We start from the raw sequence: 26,066 nt of genomic DNA, 5'->3' as shown, positions 1-26,066 counted from the left end.
TCTAAAATTGAAAAGAAAAAGAGAAAAGTTATCAAAGGAGATTGTATCTTGAAAGAGAAATGTATTAAAATGCAACTAACTATGCTCTTTCAAGGAAGGGAGGAGAAGCTATCAAATGATAAAGAAACAGCATATATGGATAATTCCCATTATGATGCTAATGCTGATTCCTGCAATCCAAGCTAAAGCGGAAAGCAGTCTATCTGTGCAATCGACGACAGTCCTTAATATAAGAGAAGGTCCTAGCCTTGATGATTCAATTATTGGGAAAATGGAAATAGGCACAAGCTATAAAGTGCTGACTGACAATGGGGACTGGCTGGAAATCGATTTAGGAAATGGTCAAGCCGGCTGGGTGGCAGCCTACTTAGTAACAAAGTCTGAAGGTTCGAGTAATGATGCTCCCAATACGCAAACAGACAGCGTCACAGCTTCAGAAGGAACCATTTCTGAAAATGGATTAAGACTGCGCAAAGGACCTGGAACCGAGTATCAGGTTATCACAACACTCAGCAAAGATACTCCTGTCACCATTCTTTCAAATGAAGGAGACTGGGCTGAAATCCAAACAGCGCTCGGAACAGGCTGGGTTAACAGCCAATATATTATCGGCGGCGCGCAAAACACTTCAGACACAACGGACGTCTCACAAACAGACGGCCAAACTGCGATTGTAGCTGACGATGATATAAACGTTCGTGACACAGCTTCTTTGAATGGAGTAGTCATTGGCAAGCTGGCAAAAGGAACGGTAATACATATAGTAGCAGAGGATGGAGATTGGGCTAAAATCCAATTTTCAGGCAATACTGGCTGGGTGTCTAAAACCTTGCTGACTGAGGACAGCGAGGTAGAAAACATTTCTGCAAAACCAATTGATGCATCTGTTACTATTCTTCATGATGGGACAAACATTCGGAGTGAAGCATCCGTACAAGCCTCAGTCTTAAGTATTGCAAGTGAAGGGGATTCCTTTAAAGCAACAGAAGAGATTGGCGACTGGTATAAAATTGAGCTGACAGACGGTCAAGCCGGCTATGTAGCCAGCTGGATAGTGTCAGAATCTGCTGAAAAGCAAACAGCACCTTCCTCACAAGACAGTAACAAAACAGGCGACTTAAAAGGAAAAACAATTGTCATCGATCCTGGTCATGGCGGTAAAGACAGCGGAACGATCGGAGCTGTCGGCACATTGGAAAAAACGCTGACAATCCGAACAGCTAACCTTCTTGCTGAAAAACTGCAGGCTGCTGGCAGCAATGTGGTGATGACAAGACAGAATGACTTTTTTATCTCGTTGCAGGACCGTGTCAATATGAGCAGCTTCTATAAAGCTGACGCCTTTATCAGCATCCATTATGACAGCATAAAGGACAGCAGCGTCCGAGGGATGACAAGCTATTATTACAGCTCTTCCCAAAAGGAGCTTGCCAACAGTCTGCATGAAAACATTATTGAAGCAACCCAATTAAAGGACAGAGGTGTAAGGAAGAACGATTATTTTGTTCTTAGAGAAAACACACAACCAGCAACGCTTTTAGAGCTTGGTTATTTAAGCAACCAGCAAGAAGAGGCGCTTGTTTCGTCCCAAAAATACCAGGAGACAGTTTCCGCAGCCATTTATGAAGGGCTCGAAAGCTATTTCCAATAATAAAAGAACCGTTCCAATCGGAACGGTTCTTTTATTTGCTTTCGAGTATAAGAGTAACAGGGCCATCATTCACCAATGAGACATCCATCATGGCACCGAAAACACCTGTCTCCACATGCAAGCCCTTTTCCCTCAGCATAAGATTAAATTGATCGTATAGATTTACTGCATAATCCGGTTTAGCGGCATTCATAAAGTTCGGCCGTCTCCCTTTTCGCGTATCTCCATACAGAGTAAACTGGGAAACAGACAAAATAGCGCCTTCAACCTCCATTATGCTGTGATTCATTTTCCCATCCTCATCATCAAAAATTCGCAGATGAGCAATTTTATCTACAAGCTTGGCTGCATCCTCTGCTGTGTCATCATGTGTGACGCCAACGAGGAGCATATAGCCCTTATCAATTTGTCCAACGGTTTTCCCGTCGACTTCCACTTTTGCTTCTTTCACTCTTTGCAACACAATACGCATACCGTTTCTCCTTAGTTCATGATTCTACGTACAGAATAGACATCAGGTATCTGCTTAATCCGCTCCACCACTTTATGGAGGTGATTGACATTCAGAATGAGAATAGACATCGTGATGGTTGCCATTTTATTGCGGTCAGATTTGCCTGAAACAGCAGAAATATTCGTTTGCGATTCGTTAACTGCCTGAAGAACCTCATTTAAAAGGCCTCTTCTGTCATATCCGCTTATCTCAATTTCCACATTATATTCTTTCCGATCATTCAGCGCTGTTTCCCATTCAACAGGAATCAGTCTTGCTTTTGCATCCTCGGTATCGATATTAGTACAATCTGAGCGGTGAACAGAAACGCCTCGTCCTTTTGTAATGAAGCCGACAATCTCATCGCCTGGCACTGGGTTACAGCAGCGTGACAGCCTGATTAGCAGGTTGTCAATTCCGGTTACCCGCACTCCAGAAGCACGTTTTTTCGCACTAGGAAATGACTTTAATTCAGCAACAGCATTAGATATTGTTGCAGACTGCTCCGCATCACGCTTCTTGCGCCATTTCTCTGTAAGGCGGTTGGCGACTTGAAGGGCTGTTATGCCATTGTAACCGACAGCAGCATACATATCCTCTTCACCAACAAAATTGAACTTCTCAAGCACTGTCTTAATATTATCAGGGGTAAGAATTTCCTTCAGATCAAACTCCATATTGCGGATTTCTTTCTCGACAAGCTCCTTGCCTTTTTCCACGTTCTCCTCTTTGCGCTGCTTTTTGAAGAACTGCCTGATTTTATTTTTTGCTTGTGAGGTTTGTGCAATCTTGATCCAGTCTTGGCTAGGACCATATGAATGCTTGCTTGTATGAATTTCGACGATATCGCCAGTCTTTAACTTATAATCAAGTGTAACCATCTTGCCGTTAACCTTGGCACCAATTGTTTTATTACCGATTTCCGAGTGAATTCGATAAGCAAAGTCAATCGGAACGGAGCCTGAAGGCAACTCAAATACATCGCCTTTTGGGGTAAACACAAATACCATATCGGAAAACAAATCGATTTTCAGACTTTCCATAAACTCCTCGGCATTAATACTGTCTTCCTGGAAGTCGAGAATTTCTCTAAACCATGACAGCTTCTCTTCAAAGGAGGAGCCTTCATCAACTGTTTTTCCTTCTTTATATGCCCAGTGTGCGGCAATCCCGAACTCTGCAATTCGATGCATTTCTGTTGTGCGTATTTGCACTTCCAGCGGGTCACCCTTCGGCCCAATCACTGTTGTATGCAAGGATTGGTACATATTAGCTTTAGGCATCGCGATATAGTCTTTGAAGCGTCCTGGCATCGGCTTCCAGCGTGTATGAATAATTCCAAGCACGGCATAGCAGTCTTTGATGCTGTTTACCACAATGCGCACTGCCAAAAGATCATAAATCTCGTTGAACTGCTTGTTTTGTAGCACCATCTTGCGGTAAATGCTGTATATATGCTTTGGACGTCCCGAAATGTCAGATTGAATTTTTACTTCATCCGTGCCTTCCCGTATTTCGGAAACAACTTCTTCTAAATATTGTTCACGCTCAGCGCGCTTTTTCTTCATTAAGTTAACAATTCGATAATATTGCTGTGGATTCATATAACGTAGAGCTGTATCTTCAAGCTCCCATTTAATTGTAGATATCCCTAGTCTGTGGGCTAATGGAGCGAAAATCTCAAGCGTTTCATTTGAAATGCGGCGCTGCTTCTCTGCAGGAAGATGCTTTAGCGTTCGCATGTTATGAAGTCTGTCGGCAAGCTTAATCAGTATGACTCGTATATCCTGCGCCATTGCGACAAACATTTTGCGATGGTTCTCTGCTTGTTGTTCTTCATGGGATTTGTATTTGATTTTCCCTAGTTTCGTAACGCCGTCAACGAGCATGGCCACTTCATTGCTAAAGCTGTCACTAATATCCTCTAATGTGATATCGGTATCTTCAACAACATCATGGAGAAAACCTGCAGCAACAGTAGCCGGATCCATCTGCAAATCAGCAAGAATCCCTGCCACTTGAATAGGGTGGATTATATATGGCTCCCCAGATTTTCTATATTGTTCACGATGAGCATTTTGGGCAAAATCATAGGCTTTTTGTATGAATTTTGTATGCTCTTCGTTTAAATATCCTTTAGTCTTATCGATGACTTGTTCGGCGGTTAACACTTGATCATTCGCCATGTAATCACCTTTCATATTCCGAGTGTATTATTAGAATTTATCATAAGTTCGACTATTTATCTATCCCGCTATATGTTTTTCCTTATATTGCATCATGCAATTTTTAATAGAATTAAAACAATTTTAGAATGATTATTTCTATTATTAAAAAAAAGAGAGAGAATGTAAAGAGAATCCATGTAATTTTTTTGCAAAACATTAGAATTTTTGTCGAAAACAGTCGAAAGTTCCCGATGCTTTTTTATTGCAAAAAAAAAGAGCGCTATCACAGCGCTCTTCTTCGTTATTAATATTCCATCAATGTCAAAATATCATAGCCATCAAGGTTTTTGCGTCCTTCTAGGTAAGACAATTCAATCAAGAAGGCAATCCCAGCTACTACACCGCCCAATTCTTCTACAAGCTTGATTGTAGCCTCAATTGTGCCGCCTGTTGCAAGCAAGTCATCAGTAATTAGGACTCTTTGGCCAGGCTTAATTGCATCCTTATGGATTGTCAGCACATCCTTGCCGTACTCCAAGCCGTAAGAAACCTTGATTGTTTCTCTTGGCAGCTTTCCTTCTTTACGAACTGGCGCAAAGCCTACTCCTAATGAATAAGCAACAGGACAGCCGATGATAAAGCCGCGAGCTTCTGGTCCGACAACAATATCGATTTCCTTTTCTTTAGCGTACTCAACAATTTTATCTGTTGCGTATTTATATGCATCACCATTATCCATAAGTGTGGTAATATCTTTGAAACGAATGCCCGGTTTTGGCCAATCTTCCACAATTGTTACATACTGTTTTAAATCCATTCTTGCACTTCCTCCTCATTCTTAACGGATTTCTGAAGAATAAGATCAAACCAATTCTTTAACTGCTCATAAGACGAGTATATTAATTCATTTTCGAGCGAAAATTGTGCTTGTTTCTGTTGAAAAGAAGGAGACTCTGTTAAATCTCTTCTATTGCTATTCTTATTCAGCGTAATAAACCCATCCTTCATTGTAACAAAATTCAGCTCAAAAAACACCTTTGACATAAAAACAATTGTTTCTTTGCTCCAGCCTTGGCGTTTCGCAAGCTCTCCGCCGTACTTTTTAAGGTCAAAGCCATTTTGCTTTGCAAGAAAAGCGTAGTACCATTTAAAGTGATCCCTTGTCGGCATCGTGCTGAAAAAGTCGCTGTCCTGCTTAAAAAAGCTTGCATATATTCGTTCAGGGGCAGTACTAGCTAACAATTGTTGAACGATATCTTTGCTATGCGGAAAGTCTGCCAGTACTAGTATGCGATTTTCGGTTTGGAAGGATGCTGCATCATCAAGATTTTCAATAATTTTATAATCAGAAATAGAATTAAGAGCCTCAGGTGTTGCCGAATCCTTGTGAAAGAAAATCCATGTTGCACTGTTCCCTGGTATGGCAGATGCGAGCTTCTCCAAATTTCTAATACCTCGGTAATCGAAAAGCTGCCAATGCTTTACAGCAATATCCTGAATAAATATTTGCGGCTTTTTTATATTATTCCATTCATTGATAGAAAGCTGTCCTAGTACAGACACCTTTGCACTTGGCGATATATGGTCATAAAGCTCGCCAATCCCAAACCCAATTCCATCAAGGCTTGTGTCTTCCTGCTGAAATTGCACCTTCAAATGATTCTGGTTAGCTCCAATCTTCCTTATAGTGCTTATCTCAACAGAATCCATCACAATCCGCGGCTTAGCATTATCGACACCAAATGGCGCAAGCAGCTGCATTTCCTCAATGGCTTGTAAATGCGCATCTTTAAGGTCAATCTCCATATCAACGGCTGTTAATGGAACTAAATCTTCAGGAACAAGCTTGTCAAAAGCGAGTTGGTTCAAGCGCTGACGAAGCTGATCCACATCCTCCAATGCAAGTGTCATCCCTGCTGCCATCGGATGTCCGCCGAAATGGGGAAGTATCTCTCTGCATGTAGACAGATTCTGGTATAAATCAAATCCGGCAATACTGCGTGCCGACCCCTTTGCAATACCTTTTTCCTGATCAAAGCCGAGAACAATGGTAGGTCTGTAAAATTTCTCGACTAGCCTTGAAGCCACAATACCGACTACTCCCGGATTCCATCCCTCTTTACCGACGATAATCACCCGGTTTTCGGCCAACGGATACAGCGTCTCAACTTGTTCAATCGCTTCCTCCGTAATTTGGTTAACGATTGCCTGCCGTTCTTTATTTATCGCTTCCATCTCTTCTGCAAGAGATGCAGCAAGGTCTGGGTCATCTGTTAAGAGCAGTTCAACGGCAGGGTCAGCACTGTCGAGCCGGCCAACAGCATTTATCCTAGGGGCAATCATAAATCCGATTGTTTCCTCATCTATCCCGCTTGCTTCTGTCTTCATCTGCTTCAGTAATGCCTGTAAGCCGATGTTAGCAGTCTGCTTCAACTTCTTGATTCCAAGTTTGGCGATAATCCGGTTTTCCCCTGTCAGTGATACAAGGTCGGCAATTGTCCCAATTGCAGCAAATTGCAGAAGATGCTCTGGGAGTTCGCCGTATAGCGCATGCGCAACTTTTAAAGCAACACCGACTCCGGCAAGCTCATGGAAAGGATACTCGCTCCCATCCAATCTTGGATGAATGATTGCTAGCGCATCTGGAAGAACTAATCCAGGCTCATGGTGGTCTGTCACGATATAGTCTATCCCTAGCTCTTTCGCCACATCTGCTTCCTTGACAGCAGCTATTCCCGTATCCACTGTAACAATCAGCTTAATGCCGATGCTTGCTGCATATCGAAATGCCCCTTCATTCGGTCCATAGCCTTCTGTAAAACGATTGGGTATATAAAATTGAACATCGGCGCCTAGATCCTCCAATGTTTTCATCATAACAGTGGTGCTTGTTACACCATCTGCGTCATAGTCGCCAAATATAAGGATTGGCTCTTGTTTATCGATGGCATGCTTTATGCGGTTTACTGCTATATCCATGCCCTTCATTAAAAATGGGTCATGAAACTCATCTATGCTGTATAAAAATGCTTTTGCCTTTTCAAGGCTATCATACCCTCTGTTTACGAGTAAACTTGCTACAAGAGGTGTGATTTTTAACTGGTCTGCAAGTATTGCAGCATTATCATTATTTTTCTTTTCTGTAATCCATCTAGATTTAGGATGAAGCATCTTATCACCTCAATCTATCATTATACAAGTATGAGTTAATCCTTTCAATGTTTGATAGTGGAAGAAACAGACTTTGATTACACACAAAAAAGCTTATGCCATTGCTGAGCATAAGCTTTTTTGTGTGTGAAATTATTTTGTTGGAGCAGTTATTGTCTCTACTGGTTCTGCCTCACCAGCTTGTACTGGTTCAAGCTCTTGCAGCCGCAATTGAAGTGACTCGTTTTCCTTAACTGCAGCCTTCCATTTTCTCTGCAACGAATAAATTTTTATCAAGCCAGCAGAGCCTATCATAAGTCCTCCCAGCAATACGGAGATTAGAATTACGAGAATGAGCGGCCATTCTCCTGTTCCAAATAAATAGTTCACTGTAACAGAATCAACATTTATCACAGCAAAAACAGCTACTATAAGTGCAAAAACAATGCCAAATAATAAGTTCCATTGGATTTTCATAAGCTACCTCCAATACTAAGTCCTTCCCTATAACTTTCCCATAATATGCAGGTATTAAACTAAAAAGACAGGTCCTTCAATCAAGGACCTGTCTTAAATCAAACTTATACTTGCGGCTCATCTGAACTTACACGTTTTTCTTTAACCGTAATCAGAACGCCTTTTTTCTTAAGCTCTTTTTTCTTCCATACAAACCATAACTGGGATGCGATAAAGATAGAAGAGTATGCACCGCCAATTAAACCAATCAATAAAGCTAATGAGAAGTTTCGGATTGACTCGCTTCCAAAAATCAACAAAGCAATTACACAGATAACAACTGTGAGAACTGTATTGAGGGAGCGTGTAAATGTTTGGCGGATACTTGTATTGATAATATCTTTGATTTCCTTCGCAGTCGTAATTCTTTTCTTTTTCACAAGGTTTTCGCGGATACGGTCGAACGTAACAATCGTGTCGTTAATAGAATACCCGACAATCGTAAGTACTGCCGCGATAAATGTAATATCAACTTCAAGCCTTGTAAAGCTGAAGATGACAATAATAAAGAATGCATCATGAAGCAGGGCGATAATAGCTGCTAATGCCATATATATTTCAAAACGGATTGTTACATAAAGTATTATCCCTAGTGATGCTAAAATGATGGCATAGAACGCATTTTTGGCCAGCTCTTTTCCGACTGTAGGTGATACGGTGCTGACATTCGGATCGGAGCCGTATTTATCATGCAGAGTCGTTTTCAGTTCTGCGACTTTGCTTTGACTCATATCCCCTTTTATGCGGATTGCAGCTCTGTCATTATTTTCACCAGAAATAGTGATATCATCTGCTGTAATGCCGAGAGCATCCATATCTGCTTGAACCGCTTCTGTTGTCAATGGTTTCTCAGAGCTTATTTCCACCCGTGAACCCGCTGCAAAGTCGATGCCAAGGTTAAGTCTAAACACAGCAATAACAATGATACCTACAACAACAAGCACGCTTGATATTCCAAAGAATACGTTTTTGTATTTTACAAAGTCAATACGGTCAAATTTCGTCGGCAATGTAAGTGTATCGTAGTTTTCGCCAATATGCTTAATATCCTTCTTATTGACACCAAACCATGACGGTCTCTTGTTGAATGCTTTGCTGTTAACAATAAGCCCAAGCAACAATCTTGTCCCATATACTGCCGTGATAAAGCTCACTAGAATACTGACAATCAGCAATGTCGCAAATCCTCTAACAGAGCTTGTACCATATGCAAATAAGATAACGGACGCAAGAATCGTTGTAAGGTTAGCATCAATAATGGTGGATATTGAGTTTTTGTTACCAGCTTGGTAAGCCGATTTCAGTGTTTTCCCTACTTTAAGTTCATCCTTAATCCGTTCATATGTGATGATATTGGCGTCAACCGCCATACCGACACCAAGTATTAGGGCGGCAATTCCCGGCAGTGTCAGTACCCCGTTAATTAAATCAATAACAAGCAGATTTAAGTATACGAATATAGACAGGGTGATGACTGCAATTAAGCCTGGCAAACGGTAGTAGAACAGCATAAATAAGAACACAAGTCCAACACCAACAATGCCGGCAAATACTGTTTCTTTAAGAGCCTGGTCACCAAACTGGGCTCCAACGCTTGTTGAATAAACCTCAGTCAGCTTAACAGGAAGAGCTCCCGCATCCAGAAGCTCAGCCAATGTCTTCGCTTCTTCAATCGTAAAGTTCCCTGTAATCGAAACGGTATCTGTGTTCAATACACTGCTTACCATTGGGTTAGACAGGAATTTAGGATCAGCTTTAGTTGCTTCTTCCGCATAGGAATCGCCTTCTTCATAATCGAGCCAGATGACAAGCGGATTTCCAAGCACTTCTGTCGTTACGTCCTTAAATTTCTCAGCATTCTTCAGCTTTAAGGAAACACTAGGTTTACCATATTCATCAAATACCTGTTCAGCTCCGCCTTGCACTAGGTCAGAACCATCCATCAGCTTTTTATCGTTAACATCACGGAACGACAGGTTCGCTTCTGTCGACAGCAATTCCCGTGCCTTATTCTGATCAGTTATGCCTGCTAGCTGTACACGGATGCGGTCCTTTCCTTCGATTTGAATGCTTGGTTCGCTGACACCGAGCACGTTGATTCGCTTATCTAAGGCTTGAGCCGTACTGTTAAGAATATCCGTATTAATCTTTTTCCCATCTATTGGTTCTACTTTATAAAGAACCTCAAAACCACCTTGGAGATCAAGACCAAGTTTAATATCCTTTAAAATATTATTTGTTGTTCCTCCCATCAATCCTGCAAAGACAACTACAATTAATAGGAAGGCAACTATTCTGCTCCGCTTTACCATTATGTATTTTTCCTCCTCGTTCTAAAAAGGCGTACATATGATTACACCTATTGACAAGCTTAAGCCATCCTGACAGCTTGACAGGACGGCAAGCACTATTCATTACAGAATTTGTTCATGAATTCTTCGTTAATTAAACATTTTCTTTCTATAATAAAACATTATGAAACAGTTTATGAGTGCTGTCAATTTGTACTAAAAATTATCGAACTTCTTCACAAAAAATTCACAAATGCTCTGTATGTAAAGGTTATTTTAGCAGCTCCTTTTTTTCCTCCTCTGAAAGCACAGAGAAATAGTCGTCTGCCTTGTAGGCTTCCACTGTGGCAAAATTCATGAAGTCTAATACTTTAACATTCATTACATCTTGAACAATTTCTGCAATCCTGTAGTCCGTTGAGGTTTTCTTCCACTTTTTCTTCGTTAAGAAGAACCATAGTTCGTTCTCATCTATAGTGTCATAGCCCAGTAGATGAAATTCCTCCAGCTTGCTCTTCAGCGCTGGCTTCACTTGATGGCGAAAATGATCATACAAATGCTCAGATGGCATCTTTCAAACAGCTCCTTTAACATGATGGTCCTTTTCCTCTTATCATAAACCTCTTACGTTTTTCATGATGAAAGGCAATAGTTCCTTTTCGATCCAATCTCTGCTTCTTTTCAAATTCCTTTATATACTTGTCATGCTTTGTCCACATGAATGCATATAGTTAATTGTATAGCATTATTCGTTATTTGAGAAGGCAGGGAAATAGAATGTCTAAGTTTTTGAAAGGCACCATTATACTGCTAGCAGCAGGACTGATCACTAGAGTTTTAGGTTTTATCAATCGCATCGTTATTGCCCGATTTATAGGGGAAGATGGAGTCGGGCTGTACATGATGGTATATCCCACACTCATTTTAGTCGTGACCATCACTCAACTTGGACTGCCTGTCGCCATTTCAAAAAACGTGGCAGAAGCATATGCGGAAGGGAATCAGCGCAAAGTCAAATCCATACTTGTCGTTTCTTTATCAACGACACTTGGACTTGCATTGGTTTTTACACCGCTTTTATATTTGCTTGCTCCATATTTGGCTGAAACATTATTTAATGACAGAAGAACACTAGTGCCAATGATGGCCATCGCACCGATTATTCCTGTCATCGCTGTCTCTTCTGTTCTAAGAGGATATTTCCAAGGGAAACAAACGATGAAGCCGGCAGCTGTTTCACAGGTAATTGAACAAGTTATCCGCATCACGTTAATAGCTGTTCTTACGAAAGCATTCTTGCCTATGGGAATTGAATATGCTGCTGCAGGAGCGATGCTCGCTGGGGTTATTGGAGAATTGGCTTCTCTTCTTTACTTGCTCGCCTCTTTCAAATGGAAAAAGAGCTTTTCCCTTCGAAACAAATTCTTGCAGTATATAGTGAAAGGGAAAACCACCTTTAACGAGCTTATGCAAATTGCCCTTCCTACTACAGGAAGCAGAATGATTGGGAGTATTGCATGGTTTTTAGAGCCTATTGTGGTGGCACAAAGCTTGGCTATCGCTGGGCTTACTGCCGTCAATGCTACGAAGCAATACGGAGTGTTAACAGGATTTGCACTGCCTCTTTTGATGCTTCCTTCGTTTTTCACACAATCACTGTCCACATCGCTTGTTCCTGCCATAAGTGAAGCCAATGCCAGCAATCAAAAGCAAACGATAGATTATTTGCTGCAGCAAGCGTTAAGGTTCACGTTCATGACAGGCGGACTTGCTGTGATTGTGCTGTATGCATTGGCAGAGCCTTTAATGACCGTCATGTATGGCAGCACAAAGGGGACAACCTTTATTTTGCTGATGGCACCATTTTTTATCTTGAACTACTATCAAGGACCGCTTCAAGCAGCACTGCAGGCGCTTAACTTGGCAAGGGCTGCGATGATAAACAGTTTTATCGGAGCAGCTGTGAAAACAGCCGTTATTCTCCTTCTTGCCAGCAGGCCGGAGTTCGGTATTTACGGGGTAGCCATTGCTTTAATAGTCGGCTTTGTTCTCACAACATTGCTTCATTTCGCTACTATAACTAAATCTATAGGATTTTCTATTTATGTAAAAGATTACGCCAAAATGCTTGCTGTCATCTTTATTTCCGGCTATGCTGGAGCATTTCTGGCTAACTTAAGCTGGATAGACAGCCTTGTGTTAATGGTGGCAGCAGATACAATTATCATTAGCTTGTTGTACCTGATTTTGCTTTTTGTTTTTAAGCTCATTAAAAAAGAAGATATTAGACGGATTCCGTGGATCGGTCCCATATTGACAGGAAAATGAGGATAGAGTCTTGACTCTGCCTCATTTTTCGTCAAAATAATCAATATAAAATTTATCATCCTGGAAACTGCAGAAGGATATCTTATCTATCTTTAGATGCCCCTGTTTCTTCAGCTCCTGCTGTAACCAGCCATGACTTTTTCCAATTTCTTTAAGACTTGCCTCTTGAATGACCCCATCGATTATTAAAGGAATGGTAACGCCTGATTTGTTCGGCTCCTTTTCGAAAACAGACAGCTTTCCAGACGTTTCTAATATCGCAAATTCAACATCAGCAACATTACGAACATCCTTCTCGCGAAGCTGCAGGAGTAAATCGTCCATATTGTAGCGCTGGGAACGCATTGCTTTTTCATCAATTTTCCCTTTATTGATAATGATGGTTGGTTTCCCGTCAATCAAATCTCTAATTTTTTTACTTTTAAGGGAAAGAGCTGCCAGACCAATCTGAATCAGAAGCAGAATAAATATTGGCAAAATAGTAGGAACTAGCTCTGTTTTAATATCTTCAATCGCAGCAACAGCAATTTCTGCAATCATAATATATACAACTAAGTCAAGAATGCTTAACTCCCCTATTTCCCGTTTACCCATCATGCGGAAAACGAGAACGATGATGGCATAAAGCAATAGAGTCCTCAGCAGAATGACAATATACTCCTCCATTATATTCCCTCCCAAAAGTATTTCTTTTCGAATAAACAACCTTTTTAGTTTCTTCTCGCCGATGATTTTTATGCGAAGTAATCAAATTCATGATTCTATTTAGGACAGTTGGCGAATATGCTTGTACTAGTATGAAACTCCAAGATTGTCTCATTAAAAAAGAAAATGGTTGAAAGGAGAGGTTCAAGATCGAAGAAAGCAAAAATGTCGGCAGTGCTGTATTATATGGCCTGATAGCGATCTTTACCCTATTTATTACAAGCAGCATTGTCTTTTCCTTGCTGCTGAGATTCACTTCCCTTCAGGAAGCATCCTTGCAATACATAATCACTGCTGTGTCGTTTATTACTTTGTTTGCAGGAGGGTTTATATCTGGTGGGAAAGGTAAGCAAAAGGGCTGGTTTCTCGGGGGGATAACAGGCTTGATTTATTTCCTGATAGTGTTCTTGTTCAGCTTTTTAGGCTTGGATCAGCTCTTTACTTTCGAGCAGTTCATTTACCATGTTTGCTATACGCTGATCGCGATGATGGGCGGCATATTAGGAGTTAATCTTTCGAAATCTTAATGGAGAATAACTTTACATTAAAAAAAGCTGGCAGCAAAACTTGCTTCCAGCTTTTTGTATTATGCTTTGTCCAGGACAGTGCTGGAAGATTCCAGAACTTCACGAACTGCATTGCGGTCAAAAGTCAGACGGCTTCCGTCTGGAGACTTAAGAACAACAGTGCCTTCATCGATTGCATCGACTGTGCCATGAAGTCCGCCAATCGTGACAATCTTGTCCCCTTTTTTCAAATCACTCTGCATTTGCCTTACCGCTTTTTGACGCTTTTGCTGCGGACGGATAAGCAAAAAGTAGAATAGAACAAACATTAAAATAAATGGTAGTAGCCCCATAATGTTTTGCATTCATTTCCCCTCCTTTCAAATTCTCTATTTAAAAGTTTCTAGCATTTGGCTTATTGAAGCCGTAGCGCTCGAAAAACTCTTCTTTGAAGTCCCCCAATCGATCTTCACGAATCGCTTGTCTGACATTCTCCATTAAGTTTAACAGAAAATAGAGATTATGGTAAGATGTAAGTCTTATTCCGAAAGTTTCATCACATCTGATTAAATGACGGATGTAAGCTCGGCTGTAGTTTTTGCATGTATAGCAGTCGCATTCCGGGTCAAGCGGCCCGAAATCTCTAGCATATTTTGCGTTTTTCACTACAAGTCTGCCCTCGCTTGTCATGCATGTGCCGTTGCGGGCAATGCGTGTCGGAAGAACACAGTCAAACATATCAATCCCTCTGATTGCCCCATCTATTAAGGAATCAGGTGAACCAACACCCATTAAGTAACGCGGCTTATTATCCGGCATTAATGGTGTTGTGAACTCAAGCACTCGGTTCATAACATCCTTCGGCTCGCCGACAGAAAGGCCGCCGACTGCATAGCCTGGGAAGTCTAAAGATACAAGATCTCTTGCACTCTGTTTGCGCAGCTCTTCATATTCTCCACCTTGGATGATTCCGAACAAGCCTTGGTCCTCTGGTCTGCCATGTGCTTTCAAACAACGCTCAGCCCATCTTGATGTACGCTCTACCGATGCTTTCATATAGTCATACTCTGCAGGATATGGCGGACATTCATCAAATGCCATCATAATGTCTGAACCTAACGCATTTTGGATTTCCATCGCTTTTTCAGGTGAAAGGAACAGCTTATCTCCATTTAGGTGATTTCTAAAATGAACTCCCTCTTCCTCAATTTTGCGGAAATCACTTAATGAGAACACTTGGAAACCGCCTGAATCAGTCAAAATCGCTTTGTCCCAATTCATGAATTTGTGCAGGCCTCCCGCCTCTTTCACAATTTCATGACCAGGGCGGAGCCATAAATGATACGTATTGCTCAAGATAATATTTGCACCCATAGTCTTCAAGTCTTCTGGCGCCATCGTTTTTACTGTCGCCAATGTACCGACAGGCATAAATGTAGGAGTTTCAAAGGAACCGTGCGGAGTGTGCACGATACCAAGCCTTGCTCCTGTTTGTTTACACGTCTTAATTAATTCATAACGTATTGCAGTCAATGTAAAATCTCCTTTATTTAAAAATCCACCAATAAGAATTTGCAGCTGCTGCTTTTTAGCGGATGAACATAGCATCTCCAAAGCTGAAGAAGCGGTAGTGTTCTTTAACAGCAGTCTCATATGCATGAAGAATATGTTCCCTGCCGGCAAGTGCGCTTACTAGCATGATAAGCGTCGATTTTGGCAAATGGAAATTAGTGATCATGCCGTCAATCCCTTTGAACTCATATCCTGGGTATATAAAAATGCTTGTCCAGCCGCTGCTTTCCACAAATTGACCGTCATTTGCTGTGGCAATTGTCTCTAATGTGCGTGTGGAAGTTGTGCCGACAGACAAAATACGCCCGCCACTTTCCCGCACCTTATTTAGCAGCTTAGCGGTGCCTGCAGTAATCTGATAGAACTCTGCATGCATTTCATGTTTATCAATATCTTCCACATTCACTGGACGGAATGTGCCAAGACCAACATGCAATGTGATAAATGCAATATGAACTCCTTTTTGCTTAAGCTCCTCTAGCAGCTCCTCTGTGAAATGAAGGCCGGCAGTTGGTGCAGCAGCCGATCCTCTTTCCTTAGCATATACCGTTTGATATCTGTCTTGATCGTCCAGCGTTTCTTTTATGTATGGAGGCAGCGGCATTTCGCCAAGCTCATCGAGAATTTCGTAAAAGATTCCATCATAAACAAACTCAAGAATTCTGCCACCATGTTCAAGCTCTTCTTTACAAACAGCCCTCAGCTTACCGTCGCCAAAGGAGATAACTGTCCCCTTCTTAACACGCTTTGCAGGCTTCACTAATGTTTCCCATTGCTCTCCTTCTTGCTGTTTAAGAAGAAGGACCTCAATATGCGCACCTGTATCTTCCTTTTCTCCGTGCAGTCTTGCAGGCAAGACTCTCGTGTCATTAAGAACAAGGCAATCTCCTGGGTTTATGTATTCAATAATATCCTTGAATGTACGGTGTTCTAAGCTTCCTGTTTCCTTATCTACCACCATTAGCCTGCTGCTAGTCCTATCCTTTAAAGGCACTTGTGCAATCAATTCTTCTGGCAGATGAAAATCAAATAAATCTACTTTCACTATACTTCACCTTTTCTCTTTTAAAAACTATTGTATTCAAACTGGAATCATGGCTATAATGAGCGTGCCATGATTCGTTATACTTCTTTGGTAATATTTAAATGCTCATAGGCTAAATCGGTAACGACACGGCCTCGAGGTGTCCGCTGCAGAAAACCAATCTGCAGTAAATACGGTTCATACACATCCTCAATCGTGTGCGCCTCTTCCCCGATCGTCGCTGCAATTGTCTCTAAACCGACAGGACCGCCTCTAAATTTATGAATCATACCTATTAATAATTTATGGTCAATATGGTCTAAACCTAAACGGTCGACTTGCAAAAGTTCTAAAGAATCATGGGCAAGTTTTTCCGTAATACTTCCATCACCTTTTACTTGAGCAAAGTCTCTGACCCTTCTCAGCAATCGGTTTGCAATCCTCGGTGTTCCTCTCGACCTTCGCGCGATTTCCCATGCAGCCCCGTCATGTATATCTACTTGGAGCACTTGTGCCGTACGAACGACAATACTTTTCAGCTGTTCCTCTTGATAATACTCAAGCCTGCTCAAGACGCCGAAACGGTCTCGCAGCGGCGCAGATACGGAGCCAGCTCTTGTCGTTGCACCAACTAGTGTAAACGGCGGCAGATCAAGGCGCACAGATCTTGCACTAGGCCCTTTTCCAATCACAATATCGAGGCAGTAATCTTCCATGGCTGGATAAAGTACCTCTTCGATAGCTCGGGGAAGCCGATGTATTTCATCAATAAAAAGAACATCTCCAGGCTCAAGGGCGGTGAGGATGGCGGCCAAATCACCCGGCCTTTCAATTGCCGGTCCGGCAGTCGTCCTGATATTAACGCCCATTTCATTAGCGATAATTGTTGCCAATGTTGTTTTCCCTAAGCCTGGCGGTCCATATAAAAGGACATGGTCAAGGGCTTCTTCCCTAAATTTAGCAGCTTTAATAAACACTTCCAAATTATCTTTGACTTTATCCTGACCGATATACTCTTTTAATTGAAGGGGACGCAAACTTTGTTCAAAGGAAACTTCTAATGAATCGGCTTCTCCAGATACGATGCGATCATCCAACATATTCCACTCCTCTCCTTAAAAGATATCTCCGATTACTTAAGCAGCAGCTTTAACGCCAGTTTGATATATTCGTCTGTTGTAAGCTGTTCTTTTTTCAATTGTGGTATAACTCTTTTAACCTCTCTGTCCGTGTATCCGAGCGCAGACAATGCAAGCAGTGCTTCATCAAGAAGAGACTCGCCAGCTTTTTTCTGTTCCACTTCTTCCACATTGAACAAGTCTGGAAAGAAATCCGGCATGATATCTGACAGCTTCCCTTTTAAGTCAAGAATCATTTGTCTTGCTGTCTTTTTGCCGACACCAGGAAACTTCACAAGAAATGCCTCATCCTCATTTTCAATAGCAGAAATTACTTGATCCGGCTGTCCTGAAGCCAGAATAGCAAGAGCGCCCTTTGGTCCGATACCAGAAACATTAAGCAGCTTTATAAATAATGTCTTTTCATCCTTTGACCGGAAACCATATAAGCTTATAATATCTTCTCTTACATAATGATACGTATAAACAGTGATTTTCTGGTTTGATAAGGAAGAAAAAGAGAATGGGTTCGGAGTCTTAATTTGATAACCGATTTCATTATTTTCAACCACTATGTATTCAGGTCCAATATACTCTATTTTCCCTTTAATATATTCGTACAAATCCTTTTCGCTCCCTTATTAAAGCTATAAAGACTATTTTAGCATACAATAAAGAAAAACTACCATATAAGATATTTTCGTAAAATTCCAAAAAAATAGCTTTTATAAAACACAAAAAAACCACTTTTAAAAATAATGGTTTTAAAGGCTCCTAATAAGACTTTTTAGGCAATCGAAAGTTTCCCCATTCTTTCGATTAGCCTGTTTGACTATCCATTGTTAATTTGCTTGATTGTTTGTATCAAGATTTTTAAATGTCTCAAGCACTTCCACATAGCGGTTTTTATTCTTAATCGGAATCCCATTTTGCAGATTTTTTTGCTGCTTTGATTCCAGCTTCTCCAAATCTATTTGGAAGAAGGATTGAATAATATTCGACTTATTCGGCTTACCATTATAAACGCCTAAAACGCCTTCTGCTGATACTCCGAAATAGCCATTCGCTTTAAGCAATGGAGAAATATCGTCCATTTCCTGTCTAAAGACAAATTGGTGACTATCCATATTCACCAGCTGCCAATTCTCATATTTAGACCAGAAATCTTCCATCGACCATATTGTTTCCTCTACACACTCTTCACTAACTTCCCCGTCCAAATATACTCTCTGCAACATAACAGAAAACTTCTTCGGAGACTGTGCATGAGCTCCATTTCCCCACCCGGGAGATGCAGATAATAGAATGATAAGAAGAATAGAGAACAATAAAAGGAATCTGGTTTTCATTATGAACCACCTCTTTAACTTACTAGAACAAACTTAAATTCCCTATTAGTCTCACCATATTATCTAAAAACATGCGAATAAATTTCTTTACAAAATAACAAACTTTAAAAATGCTTTCTTACCTCGGTTTTCTCTAAGGTTTTTTGCAGCCCTTCCCACAGCGGGATTTTTGCTTCCCAGCCTAATAGTTCTTTTGCTTTATGAGTCGATACAGGGCAAGTGGAAACTAATGTCTCCTCTTCTCTATCATAAACCGGCTCTAACGTTCCAACCGTCTCACTTACACAAACCGCCGCTTCTTCCAAACTGTGCATAGAGTCTGCTGCAATATTTATGACCTGATTATCTCCACTAGTTAAAGCAGCTAAAATAGCATCGACAGCATCATCGATATAAAGAAAGTTTCGCAGTTCTTGTCCTGTTCCATTGATAAGGGGTGCATGTCCATCTATTGCTCTCTCGATATTTTCTGCTATATATCCGCCATTATCTATTCCATATATATCAGCGAACCTTAAAATAGAAAAGTCCAAGCCGTAAAGCTTGTGATAATGCATGACATATTTCTCTTCCACTTTTTTCGAAAGGCCTTCAAAAAGAATAGGGTCTAAAAATGAATCTTCCACAGCCACATCTGATTGATTGCCATAAACAGAGATCGTACTAGGAAAAATCACCTTTTTCACTTTAGCTTCCGCACAAGCTTCGAGTACATGCATCGTTGTGTGAATATTCTCTTCCGACTGGTCGAAGGAGTCTTTTATTTTATTTGATGTGATAGGTTCACTTTTGAAATGTAGTGCAACTTCTACCTTTTCCTTTTGTAAAATAGGTGTTAAAAGCTCCTTATCAAGCGCTGTATGATAATAAGTAATATTACTGTGGAACGGAGATGTGAACTTCCATTCACAGTTATCGGCAATTACTACATCTATCCCCTTTTTTATAAGCTTCATGATCACTTCAAATGCCATGCTATTGCTGGCTCCCCCAGTCACAAGTACCTTCACGATTTGTCCCTCCACCTTACGTTCTTCAATTGTTCTCTATAACGAATGTTTCTTTCATTATAAAGCAAACATTTCATTATGGAAAGGAAAATCTTTGTATTTTTTCATTATATCGAACAATTATAAGATTCAATTGCCTCTTTTGCCTGTAAAATGTTATTAATTAAGAACATTTATTAATAAATCTCACTTTCACAAAAAAAGCTGACTTTAAAAGAAACTTCTTTTAAAATCAGCTTTTTATTTATAAATTGCTTGTTGGATCTGCTTTTTTAATAATATTACGTTTATTCCTGTCTATCGTTTTTTCAGGAAGACGTTTGCGAATTCCTTTATTAATACTATCTATATTAAGAAAAATCCCTTTATCTGTTACAATGGATGTTTCTTTTCCCTTTATATAACTGCCTATATTTTTTCTGACATCTGCTTTAGTAGTAGTGATTGTTTTTCTGTTATTTACTTCTAATGCCACTAACACATTATCATTATAAACAACAGTTCGAACATCTTTTACATTTTTTACTTTTAAGGCAGCATTGTTAATCTTGTCTGCAAGTTCTGTATTGTAGCTTTCCTCGTTATTGCCAAGCGATGTTTGATCATTTATATTGCTCGCATTAGCACGGTTTTGCTGCCCTTCTAATCCAAAGGTGTGGTCCATTGCCTCTGTCAAAGGTCCGTCATTATCTTGATTGCCTAACACCCTTGCATTCCCTGTACTCTCCTTTTCATGTCTTTCGTTTGAGTAATAGCCTAGGGGTATATCATTTTCACTATTATTTAAATCCTGGTCCGTATTGGCGCACCCTGTCAACAGCATGAGAGACAGCGTAAATGGAGCTGCCGCTTTCATCCACTTCATCCTTCGCATACTCCCTTTCACAATTCATTTTGAGCAAATAAAGCTCAAAATTATTTTCTGCGAATCAGGAACCTTTCATGCTGTTAAGTATAGGCATTTTCGTTTAATCAAGATAGGGAAAGCTATTGAAAGCGGTCTGCTAACTTCATCATTTTTTGCACAAATTTTCTTCTTTTGGAGAATTGCTGCTCTGTAAGCTCTACTACATGGTTTCTGGCCAGCTCATTATTAAGCTTGTTTTGTCTAATAATCCTGTTCCATTCCCGCAGTACATCTGTAGGAAAAGCAAGCCCAATTAAAAAGGATCTTTCATTTAAAAATGGCTGAAGCAAGCTTATTTTTTGAAGCTGATGATGTGACCACCCAATTAGCGGCAAAATCCGATTGGCATATTGTAAATAATCCATGCTTTTAGGTCCAATACTAATAAGGTCAAAGTCAATTAAATACAGCTCTCCATTAAGGCCGCGGTGAAAGTTATGATGTGCAACATCTCCATGCAAAATCACTTTTTTTTGGTTTTTAATATTGTCTCTTTCTCTTTCCAAATGATATAGAGACCAATCTATCCAACCATTTAATTCTTGGAGAATGTCTCCTTTTAAAAATTGGGCGGCAACAGGCAAGTTTAGCTTAAACTGGTTACCTCTTTCTGACCACTTTTCAAAAATATCAAAGTCAGGCAAAATATATCGATAAGTATCGACTAGCCTTTCTGTGCAATTATAATAATGGCCCATTAACGATAAAGCCTCGTTTCTGCTGTCTTTATCCATATAGGAGAAAGGCTTAAGGCTTCCAGGTATGTATTCAATGCAGCCATATATTCGGTTATCAATAATAATAGGATCTTGTTCAAAAGAGAAGAAGCGATAGGTTGCATGAAATCCTTCATAGTGAAGCGAGTTTGTAAATGCCTCTTGGATTTTTAGTTTTTTATAGCTTGGGAACTCTTTAAGGATTAGCCAAGCATAATCTGTCACTACCAAATATACTTGTTTGCGGATGCGTTTCAAATCCTTTACTGGATAAGGCAGCTTATTTTGTAATAAAGCGAGGAGACGATAGACTGAATCATCGTCTCCTCTACTATTAATTTTCATAATCGCTGCTTTCGTCTAAATAACGAGGCATGCCAAATGGAGTTACCTCATTAATTCCATACGGATGAACTAATGGGGGCTGACCATTTCCTTGAAATGGAGGTGCAAAGATTGGAGCATTGCCGCCTGGTCCAAATATAGGAGATCCCATTACGTCACGAGCTCCTGCAGTTCCGCTTGGCATTCCTTGCATCCCAGGCATTCCAGTGCCCATCTCACCCATAGTGTTTTGCATTGGCACGTTTCCTAGCGCACCTTGGGGGTATGGTGGTTCTTGCATAAAGCCACCAGGCATTGTACCTCCAAATGGATAACCTGGACCTCCTGTCATTGGTAAGCCGCCCATTTCTGGGTTGAAGCCTTGCTGCATTCCTGGCATTCCTCCGAATTGGTCTCCACCCGGCATTCCCGAAAATGGCGGCTGGCCTCCCATCATTCCTGGGTTAAAGCCTTGCTGCCCTCCTGGCATTCCTCCGAATTGGTCTCCGCCAGGCATTCCCGAAAATGGCGGCTGGCCTCCCATCATTCCTGGGTTGAAGCCTTGCTGCCCTCCTGGCATTCCTCCGAATTGGTCTCCGCCAGGCATTCCCGAAAATGGCGGCTGGCCTCCCATCATTCCTGGGTTAAAGCCTTGCTGCGTTCCTGGCATTCCTCCGAATTGGTCTCCGCCCGGCATTCCTCCAAATGGCGGCTGGCCTCCCATCATTCCTGGGTTAAAGCCTTGCTGCATTCCTGGCATTTCAGCGAATTGATCTCCGCCCGGCATTCCTCCAAATGGTGGCTGGCCTCCCATCATTCCTGGATCGAAGCCTTGTTGCGTTCCTGGCATTCCTCCGAATGCCATTTCGCCACCCATTCCCATTCCTGGATTAAAGCCTTGCTGCATTCCTGCTGTACCAGGAGCGAATTGGTCACTGCCATAAACTTGACCTGGGTATGGCACAGCAGGCCCGCCACAGCCGCAATCCTCCTGATATGGAAGCTGAACCGGTGCTTGGTATGATGCTGGAGCAACATTTGCATAATCAGAAGACGATTCATGCATATCATAAGAAGAGTGCATGTGATTATGGTGCATTGGCTGAAGTCCATGTTGAAACGGCTGCTGGACTGGCATCTCTTTATGACCAGCTACTGGATTTGTGCCAATATTTGCATGTTGAAACGGTTGTGCTGCTGGTGTGAATGGCGACGCATAAGAAGATGAAGATTCTTCCCATTTATGTTTGATTCCCTGCATCGGCATCGCCCCTGGCATGCTAGCATGTTGGACAGGATAATAATCCATCGGAACTCCTTCTGGAATGCATACACCTGGCGGGAAGCCTGAACCTGGCATCATTGGCGATATTTCATAACAATATGGCTGATATGGAATAATCGGCGGACAGACCTCTGCCTTTGGTTCTTCCTTTACAGGTACAATATTTACAGGCTTTGGCGGGACAGGTTTTTCTTCAATATCCACTTCTACATCAATATTTGTCATATTCATGGAATAATAATTGTGAATATCAATTTCTGGAATAATTGGTGTAGGCATTTTTGGAGTATACGGCTTTTCCTTCGGTTTTTCTTTTTTCGGCATTTCTTTTTTAGGCTGTTCTTTTATGATTGGCTGTTCTTTTATGATTGGCTGCTCTTTCACTATCGGTTGTTCCTTTATGATTGGCTGTTCCTTTATGATTGGCTGCTCCTTCTTCATACCTGCTATTGGCGCTTCTTTTTTTATACTGCCTCCAGCAGTCGGAACTTTAACTTTCATACCGGGCATAATCATATCTGGATTACTTAGCTGGGAATTTAACATTTTTAACTCTTCAAAGTTAACGCCATACTTCTTGGCGATTTCCCAAAGAGTATCCCCCTTTTGTACGATATGGATCTTCACTATAGATTCCCTCCTATGCATATGTCCATATAGTCTATGTTGTCGCGGAAAAAGTGTTATTGTTCTTCAGAAAAATTTATGCGCTTTTCTCAGTAATTATGTGCTGTCTTTAGAAATGTTCCTGACAGTATATTGCCGCATTATCAGTGTTTATAAGGAAAAATTGATATTGATGGCGGTCACAGCAAATAGTTTGGTAAAATAGGACAAGATACCTGAAAATATCATTTAAAATGCCTTAAAACGATATATAGCAAGCTTATATCCATTTAAGAAAGATTATGAAGGAGGAATTACATGGAAAAAATGCTTGGAGAGGAAAGAAGAAGCTTTATACTATCCTTGCTTAAAGAAAATAACCGTCCTTTTACAGGCAGCGAGCTGTCACGGCTGACAAGTGTCAGCAGACAGATTATTGTCGGAGATATTACCTTGCTGAAGGCAAAAAATGAACCGATTATCGCCACTAGTCAAGGATATTTGTATTTGCAGCAATCTAAACCAGAGCTGCATGAAAAAATCATTGCCTGCAACCACCCTCCCGAAAAAACAGAGGAAGAGTTAAATATCATAGTGGATTTTGGAGTAACAGTAAAAGATGTTAAAATCGAACATCCTGTTTACGGTGATTTAACTGCCTCCATCCTTGTGTCAAACCGGAAGGAAGTACAGCAATTTATGAAAAAGATTAAAAGCACAAATGCTGTCTATCTATCACAGCTGACGTCCGGCATTCATTTACACACATTAACAGCTCCTTCTAAAGAGGCGCTTATTGATGCCGAAACTGCATTGCGAAATGCCGGGTTCTTAATTGGACTAGAAGACTAATTTATTTAAAAAGGGAGCCCAACAATTTTGGGCTCCTTAACTTTTTGCTCCTGCATAAAACGGGTATGATCCGAGCAGCTTTACATCACAGCCAATCGCTTCTAGTTCGGACATTGCACCAGGGATGAGGACATCATCAAGCTCCCGATCAATGTCAATAATAAAGAAGTAATTGCCAAGACCAGTCTTAGTAGGTCTTGATTCAATCTTAACTAAGTTCAGCTTGCGCCATGCGAATGCAGACAAGACTTGATGCAAAGCACCAGACTCATCGGCAGGAAGGGAGACCATTAAGCTAGTTTTATAGCCAAGATGAATGCAGTCAACCGGTTGAAAGGCAGTATCCTTTTTGGAAATAATGATAAAGCGTGTATGGTTATTATCAAAATCATGGATATTCCGTTTGACTATTTCAAGTCCATATTCAGCTGCAGTCAATTCATTGCCGATTGATGCAGCAGCGAGGTTGGGATTTTCCTTTATGTATTGAGCTGCGGCTGCTGTTGATGTTGTATTTTCACATCTGATTCCATTCCATTCAGCATGCAAAAACCGGTGACATTGGGCAATCGCATGGGAGTGACTGAATACAACCTCTGCATCTTTCCAACGGTCTTTAAAGTTTGGATGCACCATTAAATGCTGTTTAATTGGAACAGTAATTTCTCCTTTAATCGGAATGTCCACCTCATGAATTAAATAATCCAGCGTGATATTAACAGAGCCTTCTAATGTGTTCTCAACAGGCACAAGAGCAGCCTCTACTTCGCCTTTCATTACAGCATCCATACAATTCGGGATTGTCATATACGGAAGCTTCTCTGCATTTGGAAACATTTTATTTACTGCTATATTCGTAAATGTTGCTTTCGGTCCTAGATACCCTACTTTCAATTTCCTTCTCCTCCAACTTAAAAGCACTATTTATGTATAATTCTGAATTCTCATTGTATAAATGCATCTTTTTTCAAAAAAGAAAAAGGGAGCAGATTATGCTCCTGAGCTTAAAACTTCCACTTTCTCGACAAACTCAAGCATTCGCAGTCTTTCGAGTAATGCATCAATGGATATTTCCATTTCAGCTGTATTTAAGGAAAGGGTCACATTTGCCCGTCCCTGCAGCGGTATAGTCTGATGGATTGTCAATACATTGCATCCTCCTGATGCAACAACATTCAACAGTTTAGAAAGCGTACCTGAACGATCCTCAATATAAAAGAATAACGTAATCAGACGTTCCTTCACGACTGTATGAAAGGGGAAAATTGTATCTCTGTACTTATAAAAGGCACTTCTGCTTAAATCGACTTTTTGAACTGCATCAAAAACAGATTCTGCCTTGCCCCGTTCCAGCAATTCCTTTGCTTCCAATGTTTTCTTCATCGCCTCTGAAAGAACATCCTCACGGACAAGAAAAAAACGCTGGTCCAACTTATTCTGTTTCATTCGCTCAACCTCTCTTAAGCTAAAGGGAAACCTCCATGGGAAGATTCCC

The 26,066-nt window shown here is 40.9% G+C and carries 24 protein-coding genes; 4 read left to right on the top strand and 20 right to left on the bottom strand.

Annotated features, from left to right (window positions below; all coding sequences use genetic code 11):
• Nucleotides 1-115: 115 nt before the first annotated feature.
• Nucleotides 116-1,651, top strand: coding sequence for an N-acetylmuramoyl-L-alanine amidase (locus LXM54_RS00205; RefSeq protein WP_233313037.1), 1,536 nt, complete (start codon nucleotides 116-118; stop codon nucleotides 1,649-1,651).
• Between the two features lie 31 nt (nucleotides 1,652-1,682).
• Here the strand turns inward: LXM54_RS00205 and dtd are convergent, their stop codons facing one another.
• The 7 genes from dtd to LXM54_RS00170 all read right to left on the bottom strand — a co-directional run bounded on the left by dtd (nucleotide 1,683) and on the right by LXM54_RS00170 (nucleotide 10,840).
• Nucleotides 1,683-2,123, bottom strand: a complete 441-nt coding sequence (dtd, locus tag LXM54_RS00200; RefSeq protein ID WP_233313036.1) for a D-aminoacyl-tRNA deacylase — start codon at nucleotides 2,121-2,123, stop codon at nucleotides 1,683-1,685.
• A gap of 11 nt (nucleotides 2,124-2,134) precedes the next feature.
• Complete coding sequence (locus LXM54_RS00195; protein WP_233313035.1) at nucleotides 2,135-4,330, bottom strand: RelA/SpoT family protein; 2,196 nt, start codon at nucleotides 4,328-4,330, stop codon at nucleotides 2,135-2,137.
• 286 nt (nucleotides 4,331-4,616) lie between these two features.
• The gene (locus tag LXM54_RS00190; protein ID WP_233313034.1) at nucleotides 4,617-5,129 is read right to left on the bottom strand and encodes an adenine phosphoribosyltransferase; all 513 of its coding nucleotides are present in this window, start codon (nucleotides 5,127-5,129) and stop codon (nucleotides 4,617-4,619) included.
• Nucleotides 5,120-7,483: a single-stranded-DNA-specific exonuclease RecJ gene (gene recJ, locus LXM54_RS00185; protein WP_233313033.1), complete on the bottom strand. Its 2,364-nt coding sequence runs from the start codon at nucleotides 7,481-7,483 to the stop codon at nucleotides 5,120-5,122. Before recJ ends, LXM54_RS00190 begins: the two co-directional genes overlap by 10 nt.
• A gap of 132 nt (nucleotides 7,484-7,615) precedes the next feature.
• The gene (locus LXM54_RS00180; RefSeq protein WP_233313032.1) at nucleotides 7,616-7,939 is read right to left on the bottom strand and encodes a LapA family protein; all 324 of its coding nucleotides are present in this window, start codon (nucleotides 7,937-7,939) and stop codon (nucleotides 7,616-7,618) included.
• 104 nt (nucleotides 7,940-8,043) lie between these two features.
• Nucleotides 8,044-10,290: a protein translocase subunit SecDF gene (secDF, locus tag LXM54_RS00175; protein ID WP_233313031.1), complete on the bottom strand. Its 2,247-nt coding sequence runs from the start codon at nucleotides 10,288-10,290 to the stop codon at nucleotides 8,044-8,046.
• A 250-nt stretch (nucleotides 10,291-10,540) separates the two neighbouring features.
• Nucleotides 10,541-10,840, bottom strand: coding sequence for a post-transcriptional regulator (locus LXM54_RS00170; RefSeq protein WP_233313030.1), 300 nt, complete (start codon nucleotides 10,838-10,840; stop codon nucleotides 10,541-10,543).
• Between the two features lie 206 nt (nucleotides 10,841-11,046).
• On the opposite strand from LXM54_RS00170, the gene spoVB reads away from it, so the two are divergent.
• Nucleotides 11,047-12,597: a stage V sporulation protein B gene (spoVB, locus tag LXM54_RS00165; RefSeq protein WP_233313029.1), complete on the top strand. Its 1,551-nt coding sequence runs from the start codon at nucleotides 11,047-11,049 to the stop codon at nucleotides 12,595-12,597.
• 21 nt (nucleotides 12,598-12,618) lie between these two features.
• Here the strand turns inward: spoVB and LXM54_RS00160 are convergent, their stop codons facing one another.
• The gene (locus LXM54_RS00160; RefSeq protein WP_233313028.1) at nucleotides 12,619-13,263 is read right to left on the bottom strand and encodes a DUF421 domain-containing protein; all 645 of its coding nucleotides are present in this window, start codon (nucleotides 13,261-13,263) and stop codon (nucleotides 12,619-12,621) included.
• A gap of 188 nt (nucleotides 13,264-13,451) precedes the next feature.
• Between LXM54_RS00160 and LXM54_RS00155 the strand changes: the two genes are divergently transcribed.
• On the top strand, nucleotides 13,452-13,829 hold the full coding sequence (locus LXM54_RS00155) for a TIGR04086 family membrane protein (protein WP_233314698.1): 378 nt from the start codon (nucleotides 13,452-13,454) through the stop codon (nucleotides 13,827-13,829).
• 59 nt (nucleotides 13,830-13,888) lie between these two features.
• Here LXM54_RS00155 and yajC read toward each other — a convergent pair whose 3' ends face one another.
• From yajC to safA, 10 genes are all read right to left on the bottom strand, one after another.
• Nucleotides 13,889-14,173: a preprotein translocase subunit YajC gene (gene yajC, locus LXM54_RS00150; RefSeq protein WP_233313027.1), complete on the bottom strand. Its 285-nt coding sequence runs from the start codon at nucleotides 14,171-14,173 to the stop codon at nucleotides 13,889-13,891.
• Between the two features lie 28 nt (nucleotides 14,174-14,201).
• Nucleotides 14,202-15,341 carry a tRNA guanosine(34) transglycosylase Tgt gene (tgt, locus tag LXM54_RS00145; RefSeq protein ID WP_233313026.1) on the bottom strand — a complete coding sequence of 380 codons (1,140 nt, stop codon included), beginning with the start codon at nucleotides 15,339-15,341 and terminating at the stop codon, nucleotides 14,202-14,204.
• A gap of 55 nt (nucleotides 15,342-15,396) precedes the next feature.
• Nucleotides 15,397-16,425, bottom strand: a complete 1,029-nt coding sequence (gene queA, locus LXM54_RS00140; RefSeq protein ID WP_233313025.1) for a tRNA preQ1(34) S-adenosylmethionine ribosyltransferase-isomerase QueA — start codon at nucleotides 16,423-16,425, stop codon at nucleotides 15,397-15,399.
• A gap of 77 nt (nucleotides 16,426-16,502) precedes the next feature.
• Nucleotides 16,503-17,501 (bottom strand): Holliday junction branch migration DNA helicase RuvB, encoded by a 999-nt coding sequence (gene ruvB / locus LXM54_RS00135; RefSeq protein WP_233314697.1) that lies wholly within the window; start codon nucleotides 17,499-17,501, stop codon nucleotides 16,503-16,505.
• Between the two features lie 35 nt (nucleotides 17,502-17,536).
• Entirely contained in the window at nucleotides 17,537-18,145 is a 609-nt protein-coding gene (ruvA, locus tag LXM54_RS00130) for a Holliday junction branch migration protein RuvA (RefSeq protein WP_233313024.1), read from the bottom strand.
• A 219-nt stretch (nucleotides 18,146-18,364) separates the two neighbouring features.
• Nucleotides 18,365-18,871 (bottom strand): intercompartmental signaling factor BofC, encoded by a 507-nt coding sequence (locus LXM54_RS00125; protein WP_233313023.1) that lies wholly within the window; start codon nucleotides 18,869-18,871, stop codon nucleotides 18,365-18,367.
• Nucleotides 18,872-18,975: 104 nt separating this feature from the next.
• Entirely contained in the window at nucleotides 18,976-19,881 is a 906-nt protein-coding gene (locus LXM54_RS00120) for an NAD-dependent epimerase/dehydratase family protein (protein WP_233313022.1), read from the bottom strand.
• Between the two features lie 244 nt (nucleotides 19,882-20,125).
• A complete protein-coding gene (locus LXM54_RS00115; protein ID WP_233313021.1) occupies nucleotides 20,126-20,746 on the bottom strand; it encodes a YhcN/YlaJ family sporulation lipoprotein in 621 nt (206 codons plus the stop codon).
• A 122-nt stretch (nucleotides 20,747-20,868) separates the two neighbouring features.
• Nucleotides 20,869-21,849, bottom strand: coding sequence for a phosphotransferase (locus LXM54_RS00110; protein WP_233313020.1), 981 nt, complete (start codon nucleotides 21,847-21,849; stop codon nucleotides 20,869-20,871).
• Complete coding sequence (gene safA, locus LXM54_RS00105; RefSeq protein ID WP_233313019.1) at nucleotides 21,839-23,740, bottom strand: SafA/ExsA family spore coat assembly protein; 1,902 nt, start codon at nucleotides 23,738-23,740, stop codon at nucleotides 21,839-21,841. Before safA ends, LXM54_RS00110 begins: the two co-directional genes overlap by 11 nt.
• Nucleotides 23,741-24,037: 297 nt before the next feature.
• On the opposite strand from safA, the gene LXM54_RS00100 reads away from it, so the two are divergent.
• Nucleotides 24,038-24,571, top strand: a complete 534-nt coding sequence (locus LXM54_RS00100; RefSeq protein WP_233313018.1) for a transcription repressor NadR — start codon at nucleotides 24,038-24,040, stop codon at nucleotides 24,569-24,571.
• Between the two features lie 36 nt (nucleotides 24,572-24,607).
• On the opposite strand, the gene pheA is transcribed toward LXM54_RS00100, so the two are convergent.
• Together pheA and LXM54_RS00090 are read right to left on the bottom strand one after the other, a co-directional pair.
• Nucleotides 24,608-25,465, bottom strand: a complete 858-nt coding sequence (pheA, locus tag LXM54_RS00095) for a prephenate dehydratase (protein ID WP_233313017.1) — start codon at nucleotides 25,463-25,465, stop codon at nucleotides 24,608-24,610.
• 96 nt (nucleotides 25,466-25,561) lie between these two features.
• Nucleotides 25,562-26,017 carry an ACT domain-containing protein gene (locus LXM54_RS00090; protein ID WP_127737300.1) on the bottom strand — a complete coding sequence of 152 codons (456 nt, stop codon included), beginning with the start codon at nucleotides 26,015-26,017 and terminating at the stop codon, nucleotides 25,562-25,564.
• Nucleotides 26,018-26,066: the final 49 nt, after the last annotated feature.

The organism is Bacillus sp. Au-Bac7, from assembly GCF_021341655.1.
Classification (GTDB): domain Bacteria; phylum Bacillota; class Bacilli; order Bacillales; family Cytobacillaceae; genus Niallia.
Note: the sequence above shows the minus strand (reverse complement) of the source record. Positions and strands in the feature narration are given on the sequence as shown.